Consider the following 18,728-nt stretch of genomic DNA (forward strand, 5'->3'; position numbering starts at 1 on the left):
ATGGTGAGTTTTTTATCGGTTTTCCGGCGTGCAAGCCGGGAGACATTATCTTTTGGGAAGGTATGGTATGCTGACGACGATGATCAATACGCTGTTGCCTCTGTTTGCGATGATGGGGTTCGGCCTTGCGGCCGGTTACAAGGGGATGCTGCCGGAAGAAAGCGCCTCCATTCTGAACACCTTTGTTTACAGGTTTACCCTGCCGAGCCTGATCTTCGGCTCCCTGGCCTCGTCTCCGGCCGCCGAGATCTTTCAATGGCAGTTCATGGAAGGGTTTGCCCTTGCCATGCTCTGTGCCTACCTGGTGGCCTTCCTCGTCTCCTGTTTCTCCTTTAAATGCCATTTTACGGAAGGGGGCCTTCGGTCCACGGCGGCCAGCTTTCCCAACACAGCCTATCTCGGATTCCCTATCCTTTTGTCCCTGTTTGAGGGAAGCTCCCATGCGGTCATCGCCGTGACCCTGGCCACTTTGATGCCTACCCTGGTGCTGATGCTGGCCATTGGCAAGCTCGAGTTTCACCGGGCGGACAAGGGGCGATCCTCGTGGCATACCCTGGGGACAGTCTGCTTTTCCCTGCTGAAAACCCCTGTTATCGGCGCGTCTGTGGGGGGGATTCTCTGGTCCTGCCTCGGGCTGGGATTGCCCGAATCCCTCACCCTGTTCTTTCATGACTTCGGCATGGCATCCGTGCCGTGCGCCCTTTTTGCCATGGGCATGGTCATCGGCAAAAGCGGGTTGTCGGTCTCTCCCATGGACCTTTTGTCTGTGAGCGTGGTGAAGATGGTCATCCAGCCCGTGCTGGCCGCTTTTTTCCTCGTCATGTGCCATGTCTCCGGGGACTGGCTGATCATGGGAATTCTCCTTTCCGGGCTGCCCACGGCCATGGTTTCCTACCTGGTGGCCAAAGATTACGGGCTCTACGAAGACGGAAGCTCTGCGGCCGTCCTTGTGTCGACCCTGTTGTGTGTCGTGACCATCCCCGCCACCCTGGCCCTGGCGTCCCGCTTTGGCTTGGGCCTTGCCTGACCCGGATATTTCATGAGAAAACGACCGCCTCTCCTCCCTTTTACCTCCGGCTAATCCGCCGGAGGTTCTCGTAAATTTATTAAAATATCAATGTGGTGTGTGGTGTCTCCTGCTATACTCGGTGGGTATGGTGTGGCGACGTGTGGCGTCGCCCGTCCGAGCCGGGCCATTCTGGGCCCGGGTAACCTCGGCCGTTTTGTCGACAAACCGTCAAGGAGGAGACCATGGAAGATCGCATCAGGGATGCCGTGATGGCGTCGTTTGTGGGGGATGCCTTAGCGCTGGGAGTGCACTGGATCTATAACGTCCGGGTCATCGACCGGAAATACGGGCGTGTTGAAGAGCTTCTGGCCCCGGAGCTGGCGTCGTTTCACAAGGGCAAGGCCAAAGGCGAATTTACCCATTACGGGGATCAGATGATGGTGCTTCTGGAGTCCGTGGCCCAAAACGGCGGATTTGACGCCAAAGGGTTCATGTCTGCCTGGGTGGGGCTCATGAAGGGGGGCTCCTGCTACCTGGATAAAGCATCCCAGGTGACCTTGGGGAATCTTGATGCGGGGGCGGCCTTTGACGGGGCTGGGTCGGACTCCACGGACCTGGCCGGGGCGGCTCGGATTGCTCCGTTGCTGCTCGGCAACCATGCATCGGCCGGGGAGCTGGCGCAGCTGGCCACGGCCGAGACAGCTCTGACCCACGCCAACACCGCCGTGACCGATGCGGCGGCCTATTTTGCCTGCGTGGCCCGCCTCGTGCTGGACGGATGCGGGCCGGTGGAGGCCTTAAGCCTCGCCCTGGACGAAGCCGGGGGCGGTGCCGAACTCAGGGAGGGGGTAACCATGGGCCTTCAGAGCCGCGAGACCCCGACCCGCGAAGCCATCGCCGAGTTTGGCCAGATGTGCGAGATCGAGGCATCTCTTCCTTCCACCGTTCACCTGATCACCCGCCATGAAAAAAGCCTGAAAGAGGCCCTCGTGGATAATGTCATGGCCGGAGGCGATTCCGCGGCCCGAGGCATGCTTGCAGGGCTGGTCCTGGGGGCCCGTCACGGGATTTCCGACATACCGGAATCCTGGGTCACCGGTATGACACGGTATCAGGATATCGTTAAGCTCATGGCGCCATCGTAAGTCCTTGGTCGACGACATTGTCAATGGGTGAGGGCCGGGATCATGCGGCGGCCCCCCAGAAAGAGGATTGCCACGGCAGCGGGGTACCACAGGGCCTGGTAGCCTCCTATGACGATGATGACAAGGGCCAGGCTGGAGAGGGTGAGTTGGATTTTGAAGGATTCGTGCACCAGCATGCGCCACGACGCCAGGATGATAATGACGTAGGTGGTGAGAAAATTGGCGCTGGCGAGCTTGAGGTAGTCGTCCACCCGAAATCCGCAGACCCAGAAGAGAAGCAGGGACAGGCCCCAGATACACCCCAGGGCCAGGAGGGCGCGGCGGGGCGTGTGGGTTCTGGGGTCTACCTCTGAGAGCCAGGAGGGAAAGACTCCGTCCCGGGCAAGGCCGAACACCAGGCGGGAGGCCCCTCGGACCCAGGAGATCATCATGATGAAAATAATGGTGATGGCCGCCACGGCTGAAATGCATTCGGCATGGGCACCGATGGAGACGCGCAACAGGTCGGAGATGGAGGCGTTGCTCGATGTCAGGGTGGCTCTGGGCAGCACGCCCACGATGGCAACGGAGAGAAGGGTGAACAGGACGCCCACCACGGCAACGGAGGCTCCTAATGCTTTAACCATGTCGTTGGGATCATGGAACTCCTCCCCGGAAAAGGCCGCGTTTTCCCATCCCACAAAGGCGAAAAAGCAGATGAGGGTGGTCTCCAGGATATGGCTCGGGGTCACCCCGTTGATATCTGTGAACCTCACGGGGTCGATGTGGGAAAAGGAGAGGAGGATACCTAAGGTTACCAGCCCGAGGAATCCCAGGAACGTGTAACGCTGGATCCGCATGGTCATTTCCACATCCGCCAGGTTGATGCCGATGAGGGCCACGAGAAAGCAGTACGCCACCAGCACCTGGCTGCAGTGACTCAGGGCCATGAGTTTGGTCAGGTACTCGGAGAAAAAGAGGGCGGTGGCCGGGGCGCCCACGAAGATGGCCGTCAGGTAGAGGACCCCGGTCAACTGGCCTATCTCTTTTCCCAGGCCGTGGGAGATGAACTCGGTGACGCCGCTTGCCGAGGGGTATCTGCGACCCAGTTCGGACATGACCCGCGCCATGGGGTAGGAGATGCCCGCCAGAGCCACCCAGATGGCGATGGACCAGGGACCGGCCAGCCTGGCCGCGATGGAGGGCAGGACAATGAGGCCGAGGCCCAGGACAGAGGTGGTGTACAGGACAAACCCGTCGATTGCCGTGAGGTGTTTGCGCAGCATGTGTCGTCTCGTGTGTGAATGTATAAATCGTGGCAACGGCTCGGCTCGTTTTTTTTCGTTGGTGGCGCTGCCGGGGCCTGCCTTATTTCCTTGTGTATTAAAGCCGTAAAGCTGTTTTTTTGATGCGTAGTAAATGTCTTTAAGGCTCTTTAAAATTGGCGCTTGGGTGTTTTTGAATACTTTTTGTGTGTTGGGGTGTTTTCCTACCAGGAAATCCGGGTGAAGGTCAACGGGAAGGTTGCCCGCTGGGCGGGGCAAAACGAAAAACAATGGTGCAGGCCATCACATGGGCCTCCGGCGACTGTGCCGGAGGCCCATTGCTTTTTTTATTTCCGCACACGCTGGGCCAGGCGTTCGCTCAGGCGCAGGAGGGCAGGGGAGCGATCGTCCCTGCCGATGGAGACATGGATCAGGGAGAACCCGTCCTGGTAGGCCTCGGCATTGTCCAGGGCCCGGTCCAGTTGGGCTTCGGTGGTGACGTGAAAACCCTTTCCCGCGCTCAGGACCTCGGGGATGCGGCTGAAGTTCCATGGCAGGATGTCGTTGAAGGGGCCGTCCAGCATGGGGCGCTCCGTGCTGTAGCCTTTGTTGTCCAGCACGATGATGATGGGGTTGAGCTTGAAGAGGGCCAGGGTGGAGAGCTCCATGCCGGTCATCTGGAAGGAGCCGTCGCCGGTGAGGACCAGGGGCCTGTGGCGGGGGTTGGCCAGCTGGGCCCCGATGGCCGCCGGAACCGCAAAGCCCAGGGAGGCGTAGTAGGCGGGGGACAAAAATTCTGTTGCCTCGTGGATGAGCAGGTCGTTGGCGCCGAACAGGGTGTCTCCCACATCGGCGATGACCACGGTGTTGTTTTTCAGGAATCCGTTGAGCCTTTCAAAGAGCCGCTTGGCCGTGATGGGGTCGTTGCCGTTGCCCGCAGGCACCGGATCCGGGGTCGGAGGCTGGGGCAGGGTGCCTGGTGTTCTGGGTTGTATGTTGGTTTCGTAGAGACCGCTGACGAACTCTTCAAAGAGGATGTCGTCGTAGTGGTGGTGCTTGATGCTGACCCTCTCGCTGATGGCATAGATGGATCGGCCCGGGTCGATGTCGGCTGTGTAAACCCCCAGGTTCAGGTCGGTCATGAAGGCCCCCAGGATGATCAGGCAGTCGCTTGATTCGACATAGTCACGAACCTCCTCGCGCCCGGTGGCCCCTTCGTAGATGCCTAAGTACAGGGGTGATTTTTCCGAGATGACGGATTTCCCGAGGATGGTGGACGCCACCGGGATCCCCATTTTTCGGGCGAACCCAAGGAGCTGGGGCTGCAACCCGAACCGGTGAATCTCCACCCCGGCAAGGATCACGGGGCGCTCGGCCTCGTTGATGAGCTCTGCCGTCTCGGCCAGGGCTTCCTTGAGGCTCTCCGGGTCGCTCGTCTCTTCGGCCTGGGGGTGGGTGTGGTGGGCGGGGCACTCCTTTGTCACCATGTCCCGGGGGATCTCGATGTAGACGGGCCTTTTGTAGCGAAGAGCCGCGTGGATCACCCGATCGATCTCCGCAGGGGCCGTGTCCGGGTTGTCCAGGAGGGCCGTTGCCACGGTAAATTCCTGAAACACCCGAAGCTGGGTGTCGAACTCTTTGACCTTGTGGTGCAGCATGGGGTCGTTGAGGCGCTCTTCCACGCCCGGTGCGCCGCTGATCACCACCACCGGGGATTTTTCGGCAAAGGCCTGGGCCGTTGTGTTGGCGATCTTAAGCCCCCCGACGCAATAGGTTACGCAGACGGCCCCTAAGCCCCGTACCCGGGCGTAGGCGTCGGCTGCGAATCCGGCCCCCTGTTCGTCGCAGGTGTTGATGAGGCTTAAGGACTCGTGTCGGGCCATGAGATCAAAGAACGAGAGGACATAGTCTCCGGGAATGCCGAACACATGGTCGACGCCGTGGCCCTGGAGTTGTTCGATCAGATAATCGCCAATGGTCTTCGATGCGGTCATCGTAGCCTCCTCGAATGAAAAACGGTTATGGGTACGTCAATGGACCCTGCCCAAAGGGGATGGCGGCGCGGGCAGGTCGTTGATGCATGGCGTTGTGTCGGGATGATTTTCTCGGAAGCGTCGGCAGAGAGGCCCGTGATGGTCTTTGAAGATGTGTGCTGGAGAAGGTGTCGTTGCTAATATATCAATTTTATGTGGCCTTTGGCAAATGAGTTGCCGGGGAGGGCCGGGCTTCTTACCCGGCCCCGGCACGGGCAATCAGGGGCTGGCGGGGTCTGTTTATACGGCCGTCAGTATGGTTTTGAGAATGTGCGGAAAATCCGTGATCAGCGTGGTGACCCCGGCCTCGATAAAGGCCTTCATGCGCGCGGGATCGTTGACGGTCCAGAGGTTGACACGTTTTCCTTTGGCGACGATATCGCGAAGCTCATCCGGGGTGATGAGGTCCTGGTTGGCGTTGTAGGTGTCGTAGGCAAGGTCTCCCCAGTTGTTTTTGGGGCCGCCCGTGTCCCCGATGAGGGCCTGGACGTCAAATTCCGGGGCTTTTTCTTTGATCTCGTCCAGGAGGCTGTGGTCAAAGGAGGAGAAGAAAATCAGCTCTGGGGCAAGGCCGCTTTGGCGGACCTCCGACAGGGCTTTTTCCACCACGGGAAAGCCCACGGCGGACCCCAGAAGGGTCTTGATCTCCAGGTTGACGGGCCAGTTTTTGGAGGCGGTAAAGGCCAGGCCTTCCTGCAGGGTGGGGATGGTGAGGCCCCGGAACGATGCGGCCTCTTCCTGTGAAACGGCACCGGATTTGATCTGGTCAAAGGGGTCGGTGCGGACAAACCAGGAGCCGGCGTCGAGCTGCCGTAGCTCGTCTAAGGTAAAATCCGAGATCGCGTAGCTTTTTCGCCCGGGGAACCGGGTGAGGGCATCGGTGGTGCGCTCCAGGGTGTTGTCGTGGAAGAGGACAAGGGCGCCGTCCCGGGTGACGGAGATGTCTGTTTCCCAGAGATGGGCTCCCAGGTGAAATCCTTTTTCGATGGCGGCCAGGGTGTTTTCCGGTGCGAGGCTTCGGGCGCCTCGGTGGGCTGAGTTGAAAACCATGATGTGGTATCCTTTGCAAGGGTGACGGGCTGAGGGTCCCACCCCCGGCCCGGACACCCGTTATAATACAGAACCGGTGGTTAATCCAGGCGTGGTGGTGGGCTGGCAACGCTCTGTTTCCCTGACAGGAAGGTGGTAAAGCGCGGGTGCAGCTGGCCTGAGAAGGATCAGGCGATGTATGGCTGCGGTTTGCTGTGTATCTGTAAATAGATACAGTTCAGGGCTGAACGGTGTTAGTGTTTGGGGTGGTGGTTTTATCTCCTGCTTGACAAAAAGATAAACTTTACGTTAACGTAAAGTCCAAAAATCGCCGGTGGGAAAACACGAAGCTCCTCGCCTGCCGGACTGTCACCGTTCATGCTCTGATGCTTTACCGGAGGGCGTATGAAGATACTGGCCATTGACCCCGGTTCCACATCGACAAAAATCGGGGTGTTTACCCACGGTGAGATGATCCAGGAGGGCATGGATCACGACCGGGACCTGATCGATTCATTTGCAGAGATCCACGAGCAGGAAGAGATGCGGTTCGCCTGCATCACCAGGGCCCTTGAGACCCGCGGTTTCGGTACGGTGCGGTTTGACGCCGTGGTGGGGCGCGGCGGATTGATCCGTCCTGTCACAGGCGGGGTCTACCGGGTGTGCGACAGTCTTCTTGCCGACTTAAGGACAGGTGTCAGCGGCAGCCACGCTTCGAACCTCGGCGGTATCCTGGCCCGTCGGTTTGCCGCCTCCTCCGGGTGCGAGGCCTTGATCGTGGACCCCGTGGTGGTGGACGAACTCGACGACGTGGCCCGGCTCTCCGGCCTTGAAGGCATCGAGCGAAAAAGCATTTTCCACGCCCTCAATCAGAAGGCCGTGGCGCGCCGGGTGGCCGAAGAGAGGGGCGGCTCGTATCATCAGGCCCATCTGATCGTGGCCCACATGGGGGGCGGCGTCACCGTGGGGGCCCACAAAAAGGGACGTGTGGTGGACGTCAACAACGGCCTGGACGGCGACGGGCCTTACGCTGCGGAGCGCTCCGGCTCCCTTCCGGTGGACGGCATGGCAGAGGCCCTGCGCAAAGGCCGCTTTACCCCGGATTCCCTGGTGCGCACGGTGAGCCGCAGTGGCGGTATCTTCTCCTATCTCGGCATTGTGGACCTGCGTGAGGTGGAGCGTCGCATGGACGCGGGCGATTCCAAAGCGGTCCTTATCTGGCGCGGCATGGTCTACCAGATTGCCAAAGAGATCGGGGGACTTGCTGCGGCCATGGACGGAGACGTGGACGCCATCGTCCTCACCGGGGGGATGGCCCATAGCCGACGCCTCACCGAGGCCATTTCGGAAAAAACCGGGTTCATCGCCGACGTGGTGGTGGTTCCCGGTGAGTTTGAGCTGGAAGCCCTTGCCGAGGGGGCCCTGAGGGTGCTGGAGGGGGAAGAGAAGGTCAAACGGTATGAAACAGGGGAACAGTGAACAGTGAGTAGTGAGTGGTGAGTGGTGAGTAGTGAACAGTGAACAGTGAACAGTGAACAGTGAACAGTGAACAGTGAATGGTGAATGGTGAGTGGTGGGGGCATTGAACTGTGGTGGCGTTTTTGGGCACGGTCGGGTACACAGGTTTAAAAAAAGCGTTTGCTGAATCCTACCTGTTCAGCGTGCCTCCGGTGGGTCGCTTTTTTGGAAAAAAGCTCCGTTAAAAACGTTCCCAGCGCGGGTGCAAAAATGTCGACATTGTTTCGGCGGAGTCTGGAAAGGCTTGCTGCAGGCCTGTTTGCCAAACTTTTTTAAACGTTTGGCCCCCGGCAGGGCCGCCGGAGGCAAAGATGAACGGAATAGCTACACAATCAGGAAGGACGATATGGATATTGGGAAGCACCTGAGACGGTACATGGCGCGGGAAGGGGTCTCCGAGGCGGAGGTCATGGAGACCCTGGGGGCGGACCCAGGCAGGTTCGAGGAGCTGGAGAGCGGTGAGCTGGCCCTGGGGGTCTCGGATCTGCTCAAGCTGGCCACCCTGTTGAAGACCGACCTTCCGGCCCTCTTGCACGGCAAGGAGTACCGTGAGCGAAAGGCGATCAAGACCGCGGTGGCCGACCGTGTGGTGGTGCGGAACGAAAGGGCCCTGGACTACGAGAGCCTGGCGCCCTCCTATGTGGGGCGAAGCATGGAGCCTTTTCTGGTGACCATCTACCGCAGGGATGACGCCGAGGTGGAGGTGAGCCGCCACGACGGTGAGGAGTTTCTCTTTATCACCGAAGGCACCTTGAAAATCGTGGTGGACGGTGAAGCGCATATCCTGGAGGAGGGGGACAGTTTCTATTTCGACTCCAGTCTGCCCCATTCGGTGAACGCCGTAACGGAGAAGGTGGTGCTGGTCTCCTCCATCTACAAAGGCGAGTCCATGGTCCACCGCACGCGGGGGCGGCGCATGAAGGCCATCATCGAAGCGGCCAAGCTCTTGACCCGCCGCAACATCGTGGTGATCTCTCCGGACAAGACAGCCATCTCCGCCATCAACATCGCCATTGAAGAGGAGATCATCGACAAGGCCTATCTCGTGGGCAAAAGGGCCTGGATCGAAGAGCGGTGCGACGGAGAACTTCGGTTCCCAGCCGCCTACGAGTACGTGGAGGTTGCAGCCGAGGGCGACGACTTCGAACCGGCGGCGGCCCGGGCCGGTGTGGCCATTATCCGCAAGGGCCTCGGCCACATGATCATGAAGGGGAAGGTCAACACCAACGCCTTTTTAAAGGCCATCCTGAACAGAAACGAGGGCATCGGCACAGGCCGGAGGCTGTCCCTGGTGGGCATTTTCGAAGTGCCCGGCGTGGACCGGCTTCTCATGCTCACCGATCCGGGCATTAACCCCGAGCTCTTTGTGGGGGACGATGTGGCCAGTGGCGTGGATATCGTCCGCAACGCCATTGATGTGGCACGCTCCCTGGGCGTTGCCCGTCCCAAGGTGGCTCTTCTGGATGCCAACGAGGTGCCCACGGACAGCATCCCCACCACCGTGTTCGAGCGGAACCTTTCGGAGATGGTGTGGGAAGACGCTGACGTGGCAGGCCCCCTTTCCTACGACCTTGCCCTTTACGACACCTTTGTGAAAGCCAAGGGCATCACCGGTGATCCCGTGGCAGGCAAGGCCGACATCCTCGTGGTGCCCTACATCGCCACCGGCAACATCCTCTACAAAAGCTGGGCCATGACCATGGGTGCCGAAGTGGCCAACGTGGTCCTGGGCGCCTCAGCCCCCATCATCCTCACCTCCCGCTCAGATTCGGACATCGTTAAGTTCCTCACCATCTGTGCCTCTGCCTTGTATTCACGCTGGCTGGAAGAGAAAAGCTCGTAATGCAGTGCATTCACGGGGGCCCCGAAGCGTGTCGCGAATCGTAGGGTGCGGCCCCCGCACCGCTTTGCGATGGGTGACGCAGGTCGAATGATATGAGTCTTCATTTAATAGTGGTGGGTGCTTCAGGAGGAAAGACAAAAGCCGCCGCACGTTGACGTGGTCTACGATCAAGGCGCGGCGGCTTTCGTTTTTTGAGGCGGCAATGCCTCGCAATGGCAATGTGTTCGGTTTTTGCGTCGTAAGGCTGTTTTGATATTTGATCCGGATCACGTGTCCCGGGTCGCTGCCTGTGGTCTTTGCGTCTGACACCACGGGCGTGCGGTGGACCGGCACGCGTAAGATGCCGTCGGTTCGGGGGCGGGTGTTCATCTCCGGTGATGATGCCCCGCACGTGTTCTTCCAGCCCGATGACGTCCACCCTGTCCATGGCTTTGTTTCTGGGCAGGGGGAAGCCGAAGTTGTTTCACGCTGGGATGCCCTCCTTGACTTATGGAAGCGGGTATCCCAGCGTGGAAGCACTCGCGTGCCGACCTGACCCGCCCCGTCGTGTTGATGGGAAACGGGGCAAGGGGAGGTCTGTTATTCAATCGTTTCCATGGAAAGATCCAGTATGGGAGACTTTACATTATGGTCTTTTTCTTTTTTGATCGCATAAACCACACCCGTGGTAAACGCTATGATCGTAATAACGACGATGTAGAGTTTGATGGATGTAATTGAGTTGTAAATAATGATGCATTGCACAAGACCGGCAAGGCCCACTGATACATAGAAGGCCCACGTCGGGATTTTTCTTCCAAACTCTCTGTTTGCCCAGGCACCCGGGTATTTTTTGGGGATTTGAGCGATTGAAACCACGAGGAAAACACCCAGGATGAGGTCGGTTAACAGGTAGGTGTTTGCAATGGTGCTGACATCCCATCCCAATACAATGGGAATCATGGACGATGCCCAGCAAATCGTCAGGATTTTCCAGGGGCTGCCTTTTTTGTTGGTTGCAGCAAAGCTTTCGGGGAACCAGCCGTCTTGGGTCGCTGAGTACAGAGGCTGCACGTAGGCGGCATACACGCTGTTAATGGTTGTGGCAAGGGCCATGAAAGGCCCGCAAATGATGAAGAATACAAAAATCGGTGAAGCGAGAATCTTTTTTGCGACGTATGTAAGGGGTTGATTTGCAACCGCTTCGATAGGGAGCACTCCGGATGCAACAATAGAAACCCCCAAGTATACGAATACGATAACAATGGTTGTTCCCAGCATGCCGAAGGCAATGTCTTTCTTGGGATTTTTGGCGTGCCTGCTGAAGAACATGAGGTAGTATTGACAATACGTACAGAAGGAGAGCAAACACGTGGCTTTAAACAAGCCCTTGGGTCCGTTTGCCAAAAAATCGGGGTTCGAAACGCTTGACAGCAGCGTGAAGTCAATATGCCCCAACCCGATAAGAATAAATGTCGCAACGCCTACGACCAGGGCGGCGGTCATCATATTCTGGAATTTGGACAATGTGTCCATTCCAAACAGGTTGACGATGTAAAACGTTGTCAGTGCAATGATCGCGACAACGTTGACAGGCAGTCCCGGGATAACCGAGTGCACGTAGATGCCAAGAGAGATGGCATATATTGCGACAGTAGGGAAGTACAGAAAGAAACTTACCACATACATGCCTGCGTATTTCTTGCCCAGAATGGTGCTGATGAGGGCGTAGGGGCCGCCGTCCATGATCAGTGACCCACTTGCGAAAAGCATTGGTGCGTTGTAGAAAAAACCAAGTATAATAGCCAAACCAAAGGCAAGCCAAAGTGAATGGCCGGTGATGCCGATTGCCTGACCTACCAGCGAGAACACACCGGCGCCAATGGTACAGCCAACACCCATCGCCAAGAGTGTCCATTTGCCTAACGTGCCATTTCCCTGACTTGTGTCTAATGAGCTACTCAATTGCATTTCTCCTTTATTGCTGGGCTTATATTGAGCCCGACATTTGAGTTTGCGCACCCGACGTTTTAATTTTTCCATCGGTCCGAACCGTTGAACAGACAGAACCATTGTCATGTCGGGTGCACGTCGCACTGTAGTGGTAAGTGTTGCTTGTCAAACTCTGCGAGAACTGGACAGTTTTTCTATGCTTTCAGTGGGTAGCTTCCGTTCCATACGATGTTTTTGTATATTTCAGGATCGGTGTCCCCTTCGGTGCTGATGAACAACAAGACGGAGTCTTTTGTCAGTTTCATCTCTTCACGGATATCTTTTAATGCATCCATTGTGCAGATACCGTAAGTAACGCCAAGGCAGACTGCACCTGAGTCTCCGGACGTAACCTTTGTGTCGTCGCCCATGGGATTTGCCAAGATTCTCATGCCTGTTGCTGAAAATTCGTTGGGGCATGTGATGTAGTAATCGACAATGTCTTTCAGGACCGTGTAGGCGAAGATATTCGGCTCTCCAACGGACAGGCCGGCCATAATGGTTTCCAAATCACCATCGACAGTTGAAAACTTATTCGCCAACGCGGACTGCATGTAACAACCCGCCGTGTCCGGCTCGACGATGGTCATATGGGGCTTGTTTTCAGCCATCAACGATGAATAGTAGGCCATGATACCAACAGCGAATGAGCCTGCACCGGCCTGCAGGATAATGTGTGTCGGTTTTGTTTCATCCAACTGTTCTCTGATTTCATCCGCAATGGCGGTGTAGCCCTGTGAGATAAAGTTGGTTGTCTCTGTATAGCCCTCCCACGCCTGGTCCTGGACATGGCACCAGCCCATTTCCGCGGCTTTATCAATGACAAGCTTCAACGTTCCGTCATAGTTGTGAGGTGTGACCGTAACCTCGGCGCCCAGATTTTCGATGGCTTCAATTCTGGCTGGAACTGTCTGGGACGGCATGTAGATATAGCATTGGCAGCCGATTAATTTTGCGGCATAGGCCAGGCCTTTGCCGTGGTTGCCGTCGGTTGCCGCAATCAAAACAATATCTTTGATTTTGGCATTTACTTCAGGCTTCAAAAAGTAATCGAAGTCAATGTCATCGATGTCTACTCCCAAATGTTTGCACAGAACCTTGGACACGCCATACACAACCCCAATGGACTTAAACGCCTTTAACCCCATGCGGTATGATTCGTCTTTGACAAAAATACGTTTTACGTTCAGCTCTTTGGAGAGCTCATCAAGGGCAACAAGGGGGGTCGGTTCATATTGCTCGAGCGTTTTTGCATACCGCCTGACTCTTTTGGCAACTTCAGGGGTAAAAAGGTCGCAATCGGTCTTTCCTGCACAATCAGCTGCAAAAAATTCACAGCCACACTTCTTGTAACTCATTAACGTAACCTCAACTTGTCATCTATAATATGGGGCCGATACCGGATTGGCCGGCACGGGCCCTTGAATGGGTTTATATGTCTTGTGTTGATCATGCGGCGTGGCCGATGATGCCTTGCCCTGCCCTGGGGGAAAGGCTGTTTGCGTTGGGTATGCACCTGTCTCTATCCGTCGGCAACTCCTTGACGATTGAAATAAGCGCATACCCTATTCTCATGAAAAATCCGGGCTACACGCTGACGATGTCCCAGGGGGTGTCACCGGCAATAATGGCCTTGTCTTCATAGAAGACCAGTGTGTCAATGACCCAGAAACCTGTTTCAAAGTTAACGGCTGTCCCGGGAACAAAGCGCTGATCTTTTTTGTCCATATCGGCGTCGTAGACCGTTGCGCCACCACAGCAGTCGCCGGGCCAGAGGATGCCCATGTCGTAACCCCCAAGCCAGAACTGTTTGCCCCAGATGCCTAACTCCTGGTAGAACTCTTTGAGCTCGCTAGTGAAATCATTGATGAGCATATTGGGCTTGAGGATGCTTTGGACTTTTTCCCGGATAAGGGGGTGGTATTTTTCGGCAAGGCGCAGGAAAGCAATCTGGTCTTCCGTGTATCGGCTCGCGTCCAGGTCCCCAATGGTGAAAAGGCGACTTAAATCGGAACTGTAACGTTGGTGAGAGCCGAACAGGTCGACGATTACCACGTCTCCCTGCTCGAGTTTTTCGTGGGATGGGAAGTTGTGGCCGCGTAATACGCGGTTGCCGCCATGGATAAACGCACATCCGGCAAGTTCGCCGCCTGAAAGGGACATTTTGTAGGCAGCATACGCATAGAGTTCATTTTCAGTAACCCCGGGCTTGAGGTATTCTTTGACCGCATCCATCGCGACATCGGCAATTTTTGCTGATTTTACAATGTAGTCTAACTCGGCTTTGGATTTGACCTGGCGGATAAGGTCAAACATCTCACTTGCGTTAAATGTTTCTGTTCCTTCCTCAACAAAGGCATCGTTAATCAATTTTGTGATATGGAGCCCGTGCTTTTCGGATTCGATGCCGACTTTTCCAGTCAGCCACCCTGATTCTTTGAGGTTTTTGGCGATGGCGCCCATGAGGGTACCGCCAAGGGGGATGGTGCCTGCATTGCCGCTGATTCCGTAGGTGGGACGACCGGCATGGGTGAAGATACGGATATCTTTCGATACGGTGTCTTCGCAAACGTCGGCTTCTTCGCCAGCCACATCCATGAAGGCAAAGTCATCGTGATCGACATGGATCGCTATGCTTGCAGGGACATAGTAATTCCACTGTTTTTTTGAGTTGACCCTGTACCAGCTGAGTTTGTATCCGGAAAAATAGTAGAGAGCTTCAGGTGATGTTAAAAACAGTATTTCGACGCCGTTTTCGCGCATGATTTTTTTTGCGTGTGCCAAGCGTGCATCATACTCTTCCTGTGCGAAAGGTACATTTCTCATTGTTCCGTTTACTTCGTATTTCATAATCGCTCTCCTTACTAACTTAGCAGTGTCTTTTAAGTTTAGTTATTGAACTCATTTATGAAGGTTGTGTATATTCGGGCCGCGTCAAAGACATCTTTCATTTCGCAATGCTCGTCTTTCATGTGGCAATATTTCATAATGCCCGGGCCATATCCTATTGTGGGGATCCCCTTGGCCGTTGACGCAAATCCGTTTGTACTGAAATTCCAGTGGAAAAGTGTTGAGCTCTCCCCTGTTGCGCTTTCAAAGGCATTTTTCATGGCAACGGTAATCGGGTCGTCCGGAGCCATGGCCCAGGACTCCATAAAGCTGTACATGGCAAATTCTTTTTCGGTATAGCTTTTGCCGAGGGCGTCATAGACATTCCAAGATGCTTTTGTGCCTTCAATGAGATCATTCATCTCTTTTTCAATGACCTGAAATGTCTCTCCGCTTGCCAGGCGGCGATCAAGGTAAATGGTGCACTCGTCAGGCACTGCGTTGAGTGACACTGCTGTGCTTTCGATTTTGCTCAGTACCACAGAGCCGTGCTGGCCTTCATTTTTGTATAATGTGTTGTTGAGGTCGTTGACTCTCTGGATGATTTCAGACATTTCATAGACAGCATTGACACCGTTTTCGGGGGCGCTTCCGTGACACGATACGCCTTTCGTGTGGATTTCCAGCAATGCCCTGCCTCTATGGCCCAGTGCAATTTGCCTGTCACTCGGTTCCCCGATAACAACTGCGTCGGGCTTTTTGGGGAGCTTTTCAAGGATGTTTTTCAGCGCAAACCCGTCAAAGTCTTCTTCCATGACGGAGGCCGATATGTATACGGTTTTACCCTCCAGTAACCCCATTTTTTTCGCAAAGTACCCTGCGTAAACAGAGGATGCGATGGCGCTTTTCATGTCCGATGCGCCGCGGCCATACATTTTTCCGTTTACTACCTCGCCGCTGAAGGGACCATATTCCCATTGATCCGCATCGTTCACGACGACGGTATCCATGTGAGAGTCAATGAGGATTGTTGTGTCTCCGTCTCCAAGAACACCGATTACATCGCCGTATTCGGTTTCAATGATGTCGTCATACCCCAGTTGCTCCATGGTTTGCCTTATGGTCTGGGCAACCTCTTTTTCTTCTCCGGTATAGCTTTGTATAGAAATGATTTTTCTTAAAAAATCTGTAATCTCATTTTCATGGTCTTTGCAAATATGTTTTATTTCATCCATGATTACCCCTTAATTTTACGACATATAAATTTCAAATCCGGTTTGGGTCGTAGCGGTGTGTCTTGCAATAATTGTATTCACTTTTCAGTTATCACACACACCATGGAAAGCCACGTCCCATTATTAGAAAAGTACTTGATCCTTTGTACATTTCACTTACGGGTGCGGTCATGGATGGTCCTTACACATCGGCGGTCACTTCTATCTCAACTTCGGCTCCCATGGGGAGGGCGGCCACCTGCACGCAGCAGCGGGCAGGGAAGTCTCCGTCGAAGAATGTGGCGTAGATTTCGTTCATGGCGGAAAAGTCGGCCAGGTCGGTCATGAACACGCCGACTCGGCAGACGCGGGAAAAATCGGTGCCCGCGGTTTCCAGGATGGCCTTGATGTTGGAAAGGCTCTGGCGCGTCTGGTCTTCGATACCCTGGGCCAGTTTGCCCGTTTCGGGGTTCACCGGAAGCTGGCCGGAGACATAGAGGGTGTCTCCCTTGATGACGGCCTGGGAATAGGGACCGATGGCCTTGGGGGCGTTGGGTGAGCAGACGATCTTTTTCTTCATGCGATCCTCCTGTGTGGCTTGGGTTTGCTTTGTGGATTCTGTTTTGTTGTGGGAACCATCCAAAGCAACTCGCGGGCCAAAAGTGAGAATTAGTTTATAAGTTCTTGAAAATGATTTTCTTTTTTTAGATAAGGGCGAGCCCCCTTGTCTGTTGTGGCGTAACAATTCATTATCGTTTTGATAAAAATTACCAGAATGATAATTTTGAGGGTGCTGCACCGCTTTTGACCGGAGAGAGAACTGTTTTTTAATATGTCTTCTGATTCTCGGAGATTGGTGGTATGCCTCTGGGATGTCGTTTGACCATACGTCGGCTATCAAAATGATAATTGTTGTCTGCGCCGGTGGCGGTTCTCTCCGTGGATTGCGGTGGGTGACGCGGCTTTCATGGGCAGTGCCGGGTCAGCGAGTTTGGTAAATTCGAAATTCAGTAAAAACGGGCATAGGCCGAATATTTCATGAGACTGGTTGTTTTGTCATGAGATATCCGGGATAGCTGTCCCATGGTGTATGAGAAGAGGATAGACCACGATGCTTTATGCAATAGAAGAGTCCATCAGGAAATTTGCCCATGTCATCGCCGTGGTGGTGGGCATAGATGTGGAGGTGGTGGGGGCGGATCTGAAACGCATCGCCGGTACGGGTCGGTATGCTGAAGGAGACGGGAAAAGCATTGAAGACGAAGGGGAGGTCTACCGACATGCCCTGAACACCGGGCAGCCGGTGTGCATTGACAACCCGAAGAACGATCCCATCTGCTTTAATTGCAAGAACAGGGAGGGGTGCGAGGAGAAGCTGACCCTTTGCTCTCCGATCCTGCGCGATGGGGAGGCCTTGGGGGTTATCGGGATTATCTGTTTTACAGAGCAGGACAAGCAGACCATCCTGGAAAACAGGAACAATTACGGCGCCTTTCTCTCCATGATGGCGGATCTTATTGCGGCCAAGGCCGAGGATTACAGCCACATTGCGGAGACCACGCAGACACTGGATGTCTTGCGGCAGGTGATGGATGTGCATGCCGAGGGCATGTTTGTCTTCGGGGCCGACGGCAGCGTGACCTACGCCAACGCCCATGCAAGGAAAGAACTGGGGATCGAGGGGCCCGGCGATACCGTGTCGGTCCAGCTGATTCCCACCGGCAACACCGTGGGTGACGCCGAAGAGTACGAACTCCACTTCGGGGAGCACCATCTGGTGATCATGGGGCAGGTGGTGGATTTGCAAAAGGATGATCCCAGGTTTTCCAGGGTGATGCTCTTTGAAACCCAGACCGATTTTACACGCAAGATGTCCACCCTTACGTCGTCTGCCTCCGGTGAGGGGCTTGATGCCATCCTTGGGATGTCCCCTGCCATCCGGCAGCTCAAGGATCAGGTGATGGCCATTACCACGTCGTCTTCCACGGTGCTCATCAGCGGCAAGAGCGGCACGGGCAAAGAGATGTTCGCGCGGGCCATCCACCACGAGAGCGACCGGTGGGAGCAGCCCTTTGTGGCCATCAACTGCGGGGCTATCCCCGACACCCTTTTGGAGAGCGAACTTTTCGGCTACACCTCCGGGGCCTTTACCGGAGCCAGCCCCGGGGGCCGCATCGGTAAATTCGAGCTGGCCCACAAAGGGGTACTCTTCCTTGACGAGATCAGCTCCATGCCCCTCTATCTCCAGGTCAAGCTGCTTCGAGTGCTCCAGGAGCGCAAGGTGGAGCGCCTGGGGGCCAACAAGCCCATTGATGTGGATATCCGCGTCATTGCAGCAACCAACGACGACCTGCCGGAGCTTATCTCTAAAAACATGTTCAGGAGCGACCTTTACTACCGCCTCAACGTCATCCCCCTGGATATCCCCCCCTTGTGCGAGCGGCCCGAGGACATCGATCTGCTTGCAGAGCATTTTCTGGCCAAGTACAGCGGTCGGTTCAATAAGCGGTTCCGCAGGATCGAACCCTCCACCATGGACCGGCTCCGCGGCTACGCCTGGCCTGGGAACGTGCGGGAGTTCGAGAATATCATCGAATTCATGGTGAACATGATGCCCGCAGGCGGCGTCATCGACGACTCCCTGCTGCCTCCGCGGATACTGGAAACGCCAGCCACCTGTACCTGTGGCCGCTGCGCCGCAGAGTCCCCGGTTTTGCCCCTGAAAGAGGTGGAAAAGCAGGTTATCATCGAGGCGGTCAAGCGCTTCGGCAACGACACCAAGGGCAAGCGGACGGCTGCCTCGGCTTTGGGGATCGGGGTGGCGACCCTGTACCGGAAGATTCGGGAGTATGGGATTGAAGGTTGAGGGGGGAGGCTAAGGGCTAAGGGGGGA

13 protein-coding genes are annotated in these 18,728 nt (G+C 55.7%); 5 read left to right on the forward strand and 8 right to left on the reverse strand.

The window, feature by feature from the left end:
• Window positions 1-67 precede the first annotated feature (67 nt).
• Both MSL71_RS11075 and MSL71_RS11080 read left to right on the forward strand, forming a co-directional pair.
• Window positions 68-1,027 carry an AEC family transporter gene (locus MSL71_RS11075; protein ID WP_180140207.1) on the forward strand — a complete coding sequence of 320 codons (960 nt, stop codon included), beginning with the start codon at window positions 68-70 and terminating at the stop codon, window positions 1,025-1,027.
• A 224-nt stretch (window positions 1,028-1,251) separates the two neighbouring features.
• Complete coding sequence (locus MSL71_RS11080; protein ID WP_180140209.1) at window positions 1,252-2,154, forward strand: ADP-ribosylglycohydrolase family protein; 903 nt, start codon at window positions 1,252-1,254, stop codon at window positions 2,152-2,154.
• A 20-nt stretch (window positions 2,155-2,174) separates the two neighbouring features.
• Here the strand turns inward: MSL71_RS11080 and MSL71_RS11085 are convergent, their stop codons facing one another.
• From MSL71_RS11085 to MSL71_RS11095, 3 genes are all read right to left on the reverse strand, one after another.
• Window positions 2,175-3,419, reverse strand: a complete 1,245-nt coding sequence (locus MSL71_RS11085; protein ID WP_180140211.1) for an APC family permease — start codon at window positions 3,417-3,419, stop codon at window positions 2,175-2,177.
• 326 nt (window positions 3,420-3,745) lie between these two features.
• Window positions 3,746-5,392 carry an alpha-keto acid decarboxylase family protein gene (locus MSL71_RS11090; RefSeq protein ID WP_180140213.1) on the reverse strand — a complete coding sequence of 549 codons (1,647 nt, stop codon included), beginning with the start codon at window positions 5,390-5,392 and terminating at the stop codon, window positions 3,746-3,748.
• A gap of 279 nt (window positions 5,393-5,671) precedes the next feature.
• Entirely contained in the window at window positions 5,672-6,481 is an 810-nt protein-coding gene (locus MSL71_RS11095) for a glycerophosphodiester phosphodiesterase (protein WP_180140216.1), read from the reverse strand.
• Window positions 6,482-6,865: 384 nt separating this feature from the next.
• Here MSL71_RS11095 and buk point away from each other — a divergent pair, with 384 nt between their 5' ends.
• Window positions 6,866-7,939: a butyrate kinase gene (gene buk / locus MSL71_RS11100; protein ID WP_180140218.1), complete on the forward strand. Its 1,074-nt coding sequence runs from the start codon at window positions 6,866-6,868 to the stop codon at window positions 7,937-7,939.
• Between the two features lie 385 nt (window positions 7,940-8,324).
• Window positions 8,325-9,821, forward strand: a complete 1,497-nt coding sequence (locus MSL71_RS11105) for a phosphate acyltransferase (RefSeq protein WP_180140220.1) — start codon at window positions 8,325-8,327, stop codon at window positions 9,819-9,821.
• Between the two features lie 579 nt (window positions 9,822-10,400).
• Here the strand turns inward: MSL71_RS11105 and MSL71_RS11110 are convergent.
• From MSL71_RS11110 to MSL71_RS11130, 5 genes are all read right to left on the reverse strand, one after another.
• On the reverse strand, window positions 10,401-11,843 hold the full coding sequence (locus MSL71_RS11110) for an APC family permease (protein ID WP_180140222.1): 1,443 nt from the start codon (window positions 11,841-11,843) through the stop codon (window positions 10,401-10,403).
• A gap of 104 nt (window positions 11,844-11,947) precedes the next feature.
• Window positions 11,948-13,150 carry a diaminopropionate ammonia-lyase gene (locus tag MSL71_RS11115; protein ID WP_180140224.1) on the reverse strand — a complete coding sequence of 401 codons (1,203 nt, stop codon included), beginning with the start codon at window positions 13,148-13,150 and terminating at the stop codon, window positions 11,948-11,950.
• A 229-nt stretch (window positions 13,151-13,379) separates the two neighbouring features.
• A complete protein-coding gene (locus MSL71_RS11120; protein WP_180140226.1) occupies window positions 13,380-14,642 on the reverse strand; it encodes a M24 family metallopeptidase in 1,263 nt (420 codons plus the stop codon).
• A gap of 38 nt (window positions 14,643-14,680) precedes the next feature.
• Window positions 14,681-15,856 (reverse strand): YgeY family selenium metabolism-linked hydrolase, encoded by a 1,176-nt coding sequence (locus tag MSL71_RS11125; RefSeq protein ID WP_180140228.1) that lies wholly within the window; start codon window positions 15,854-15,856, stop codon window positions 14,681-14,683.
• A gap of 181 nt (window positions 15,857-16,037) precedes the next feature.
• A complete protein-coding gene (locus tag MSL71_RS11130; RefSeq protein ID WP_180140230.1) occupies window positions 16,038-16,415 on the reverse strand; it encodes a RidA family protein in 378 nt (125 codons plus the stop codon).
• Window positions 16,416-16,946: 531 nt separating this feature from the next.
• On the opposite strand from MSL71_RS11130, the gene MSL71_RS11135 reads away from it, so the two are divergent.
• Window positions 16,947-18,701, forward strand: coding sequence for a sigma-54-dependent Fis family transcriptional regulator (locus MSL71_RS11135; protein WP_180140233.1), 1,755 nt, complete (start codon window positions 16,947-16,949; stop codon window positions 18,699-18,701).
• Window positions 18,702-18,728 lie beyond the last annotated feature (27 nt).

It is taken from the genome of Desulfoluna butyratoxydans (assembly GCF_900699765.1).
In the GTDB taxonomy this organism is placed as follows: Bacteria; Desulfobacterota; Desulfobacteria; order Desulfobacterales; family Desulfolunaceae; genus Desulfoluna; species Desulfoluna butyratoxydans.

Excerpts from the sequence above, each read along its gene's own strand:
- MSL71_RS11105 (WP_180140220.1), top strand. The coding sequence starts at position 8,325 with ATGGATATTGGGAAGCACCTGAGACGGTACATGGCGCGGGAAGGGGTC.
- MSL71_RS11115 (WP_180140224.1), bottom strand. The coding sequence starts at position 13,150 with ATGAGTTACAAGAAGTGTGGCTGTGAATTTTTTGCAGCTGATTGTGCA.
- MSL71_RS11135 (WP_180140233.1), top strand. The coding sequence starts at position 16,947 with ATGCTTTATGCAATAGAAGAGTCCATCAGGAAATTTGCCCATGTCATC.
- MSL71_RS11130 (WP_180140230.1), bottom strand. The coding sequence starts at position 16,415 with ATGAAGAAAAAGATCGTCTGCTCACCCAACGCCCCCAAGGCCATCGGT.
- MSL71_RS11120 (WP_180140226.1), bottom strand. The coding sequence starts at position 14,642 with ATGAAATACGAAGTAAACGGAACAATGAGAAATGTACCTTTCGCACAG.
- MSL71_RS11080 (WP_180140209.1), top strand. The coding sequence starts at position 1,252 with ATGGAAGATCGCATCAGGGATGCCGTGATGGCGTCGTTTGTGGGGGAT.
- MSL71_RS11110 (WP_180140222.1), bottom strand. The coding sequence starts at position 11,843 with ATGGAAAAATTAAAACGTCGGGTGCGCAAACTCAAATGTCGGGCTCAA.
- MSL71_RS11090 (WP_180140213.1), bottom strand. The coding sequence starts at position 5,392 with ATGACCGCATCGAAGACCATTGGCGATTATCTGATCGAACAACTCCAG.
- buk (WP_180140218.1), top strand. The coding sequence starts at position 6,866 with ATGAAGATACTGGCCATTGACCCCGGTTCCACATCGACAAAAATCGGG.
- MSL71_RS11125 (WP_180140228.1), bottom strand. The coding sequence starts at position 15,856 with ATGGATGAAATAAAACATATTTGCAAAGACCATGAAAATGAGATTACA.
- MSL71_RS11075 (WP_180140207.1), top strand. The coding sequence starts at position 68 with ATGCTGACGACGATGATCAATACGCTGTTGCCTCTGTTTGCGATGATG.
- MSL71_RS11095 (WP_180140216.1), bottom strand. The coding sequence starts at position 6,481 with ATGGTTTTCAACTCAGCCCACCGAGGCGCCCGAAGCCTCGCACCGGAA.
- MSL71_RS11085 (WP_180140211.1), bottom strand. The coding sequence starts at position 3,419 with ATGCTGCGCAAACACCTCACGGCAATCGACGGGTTTGTCCTGTACACC.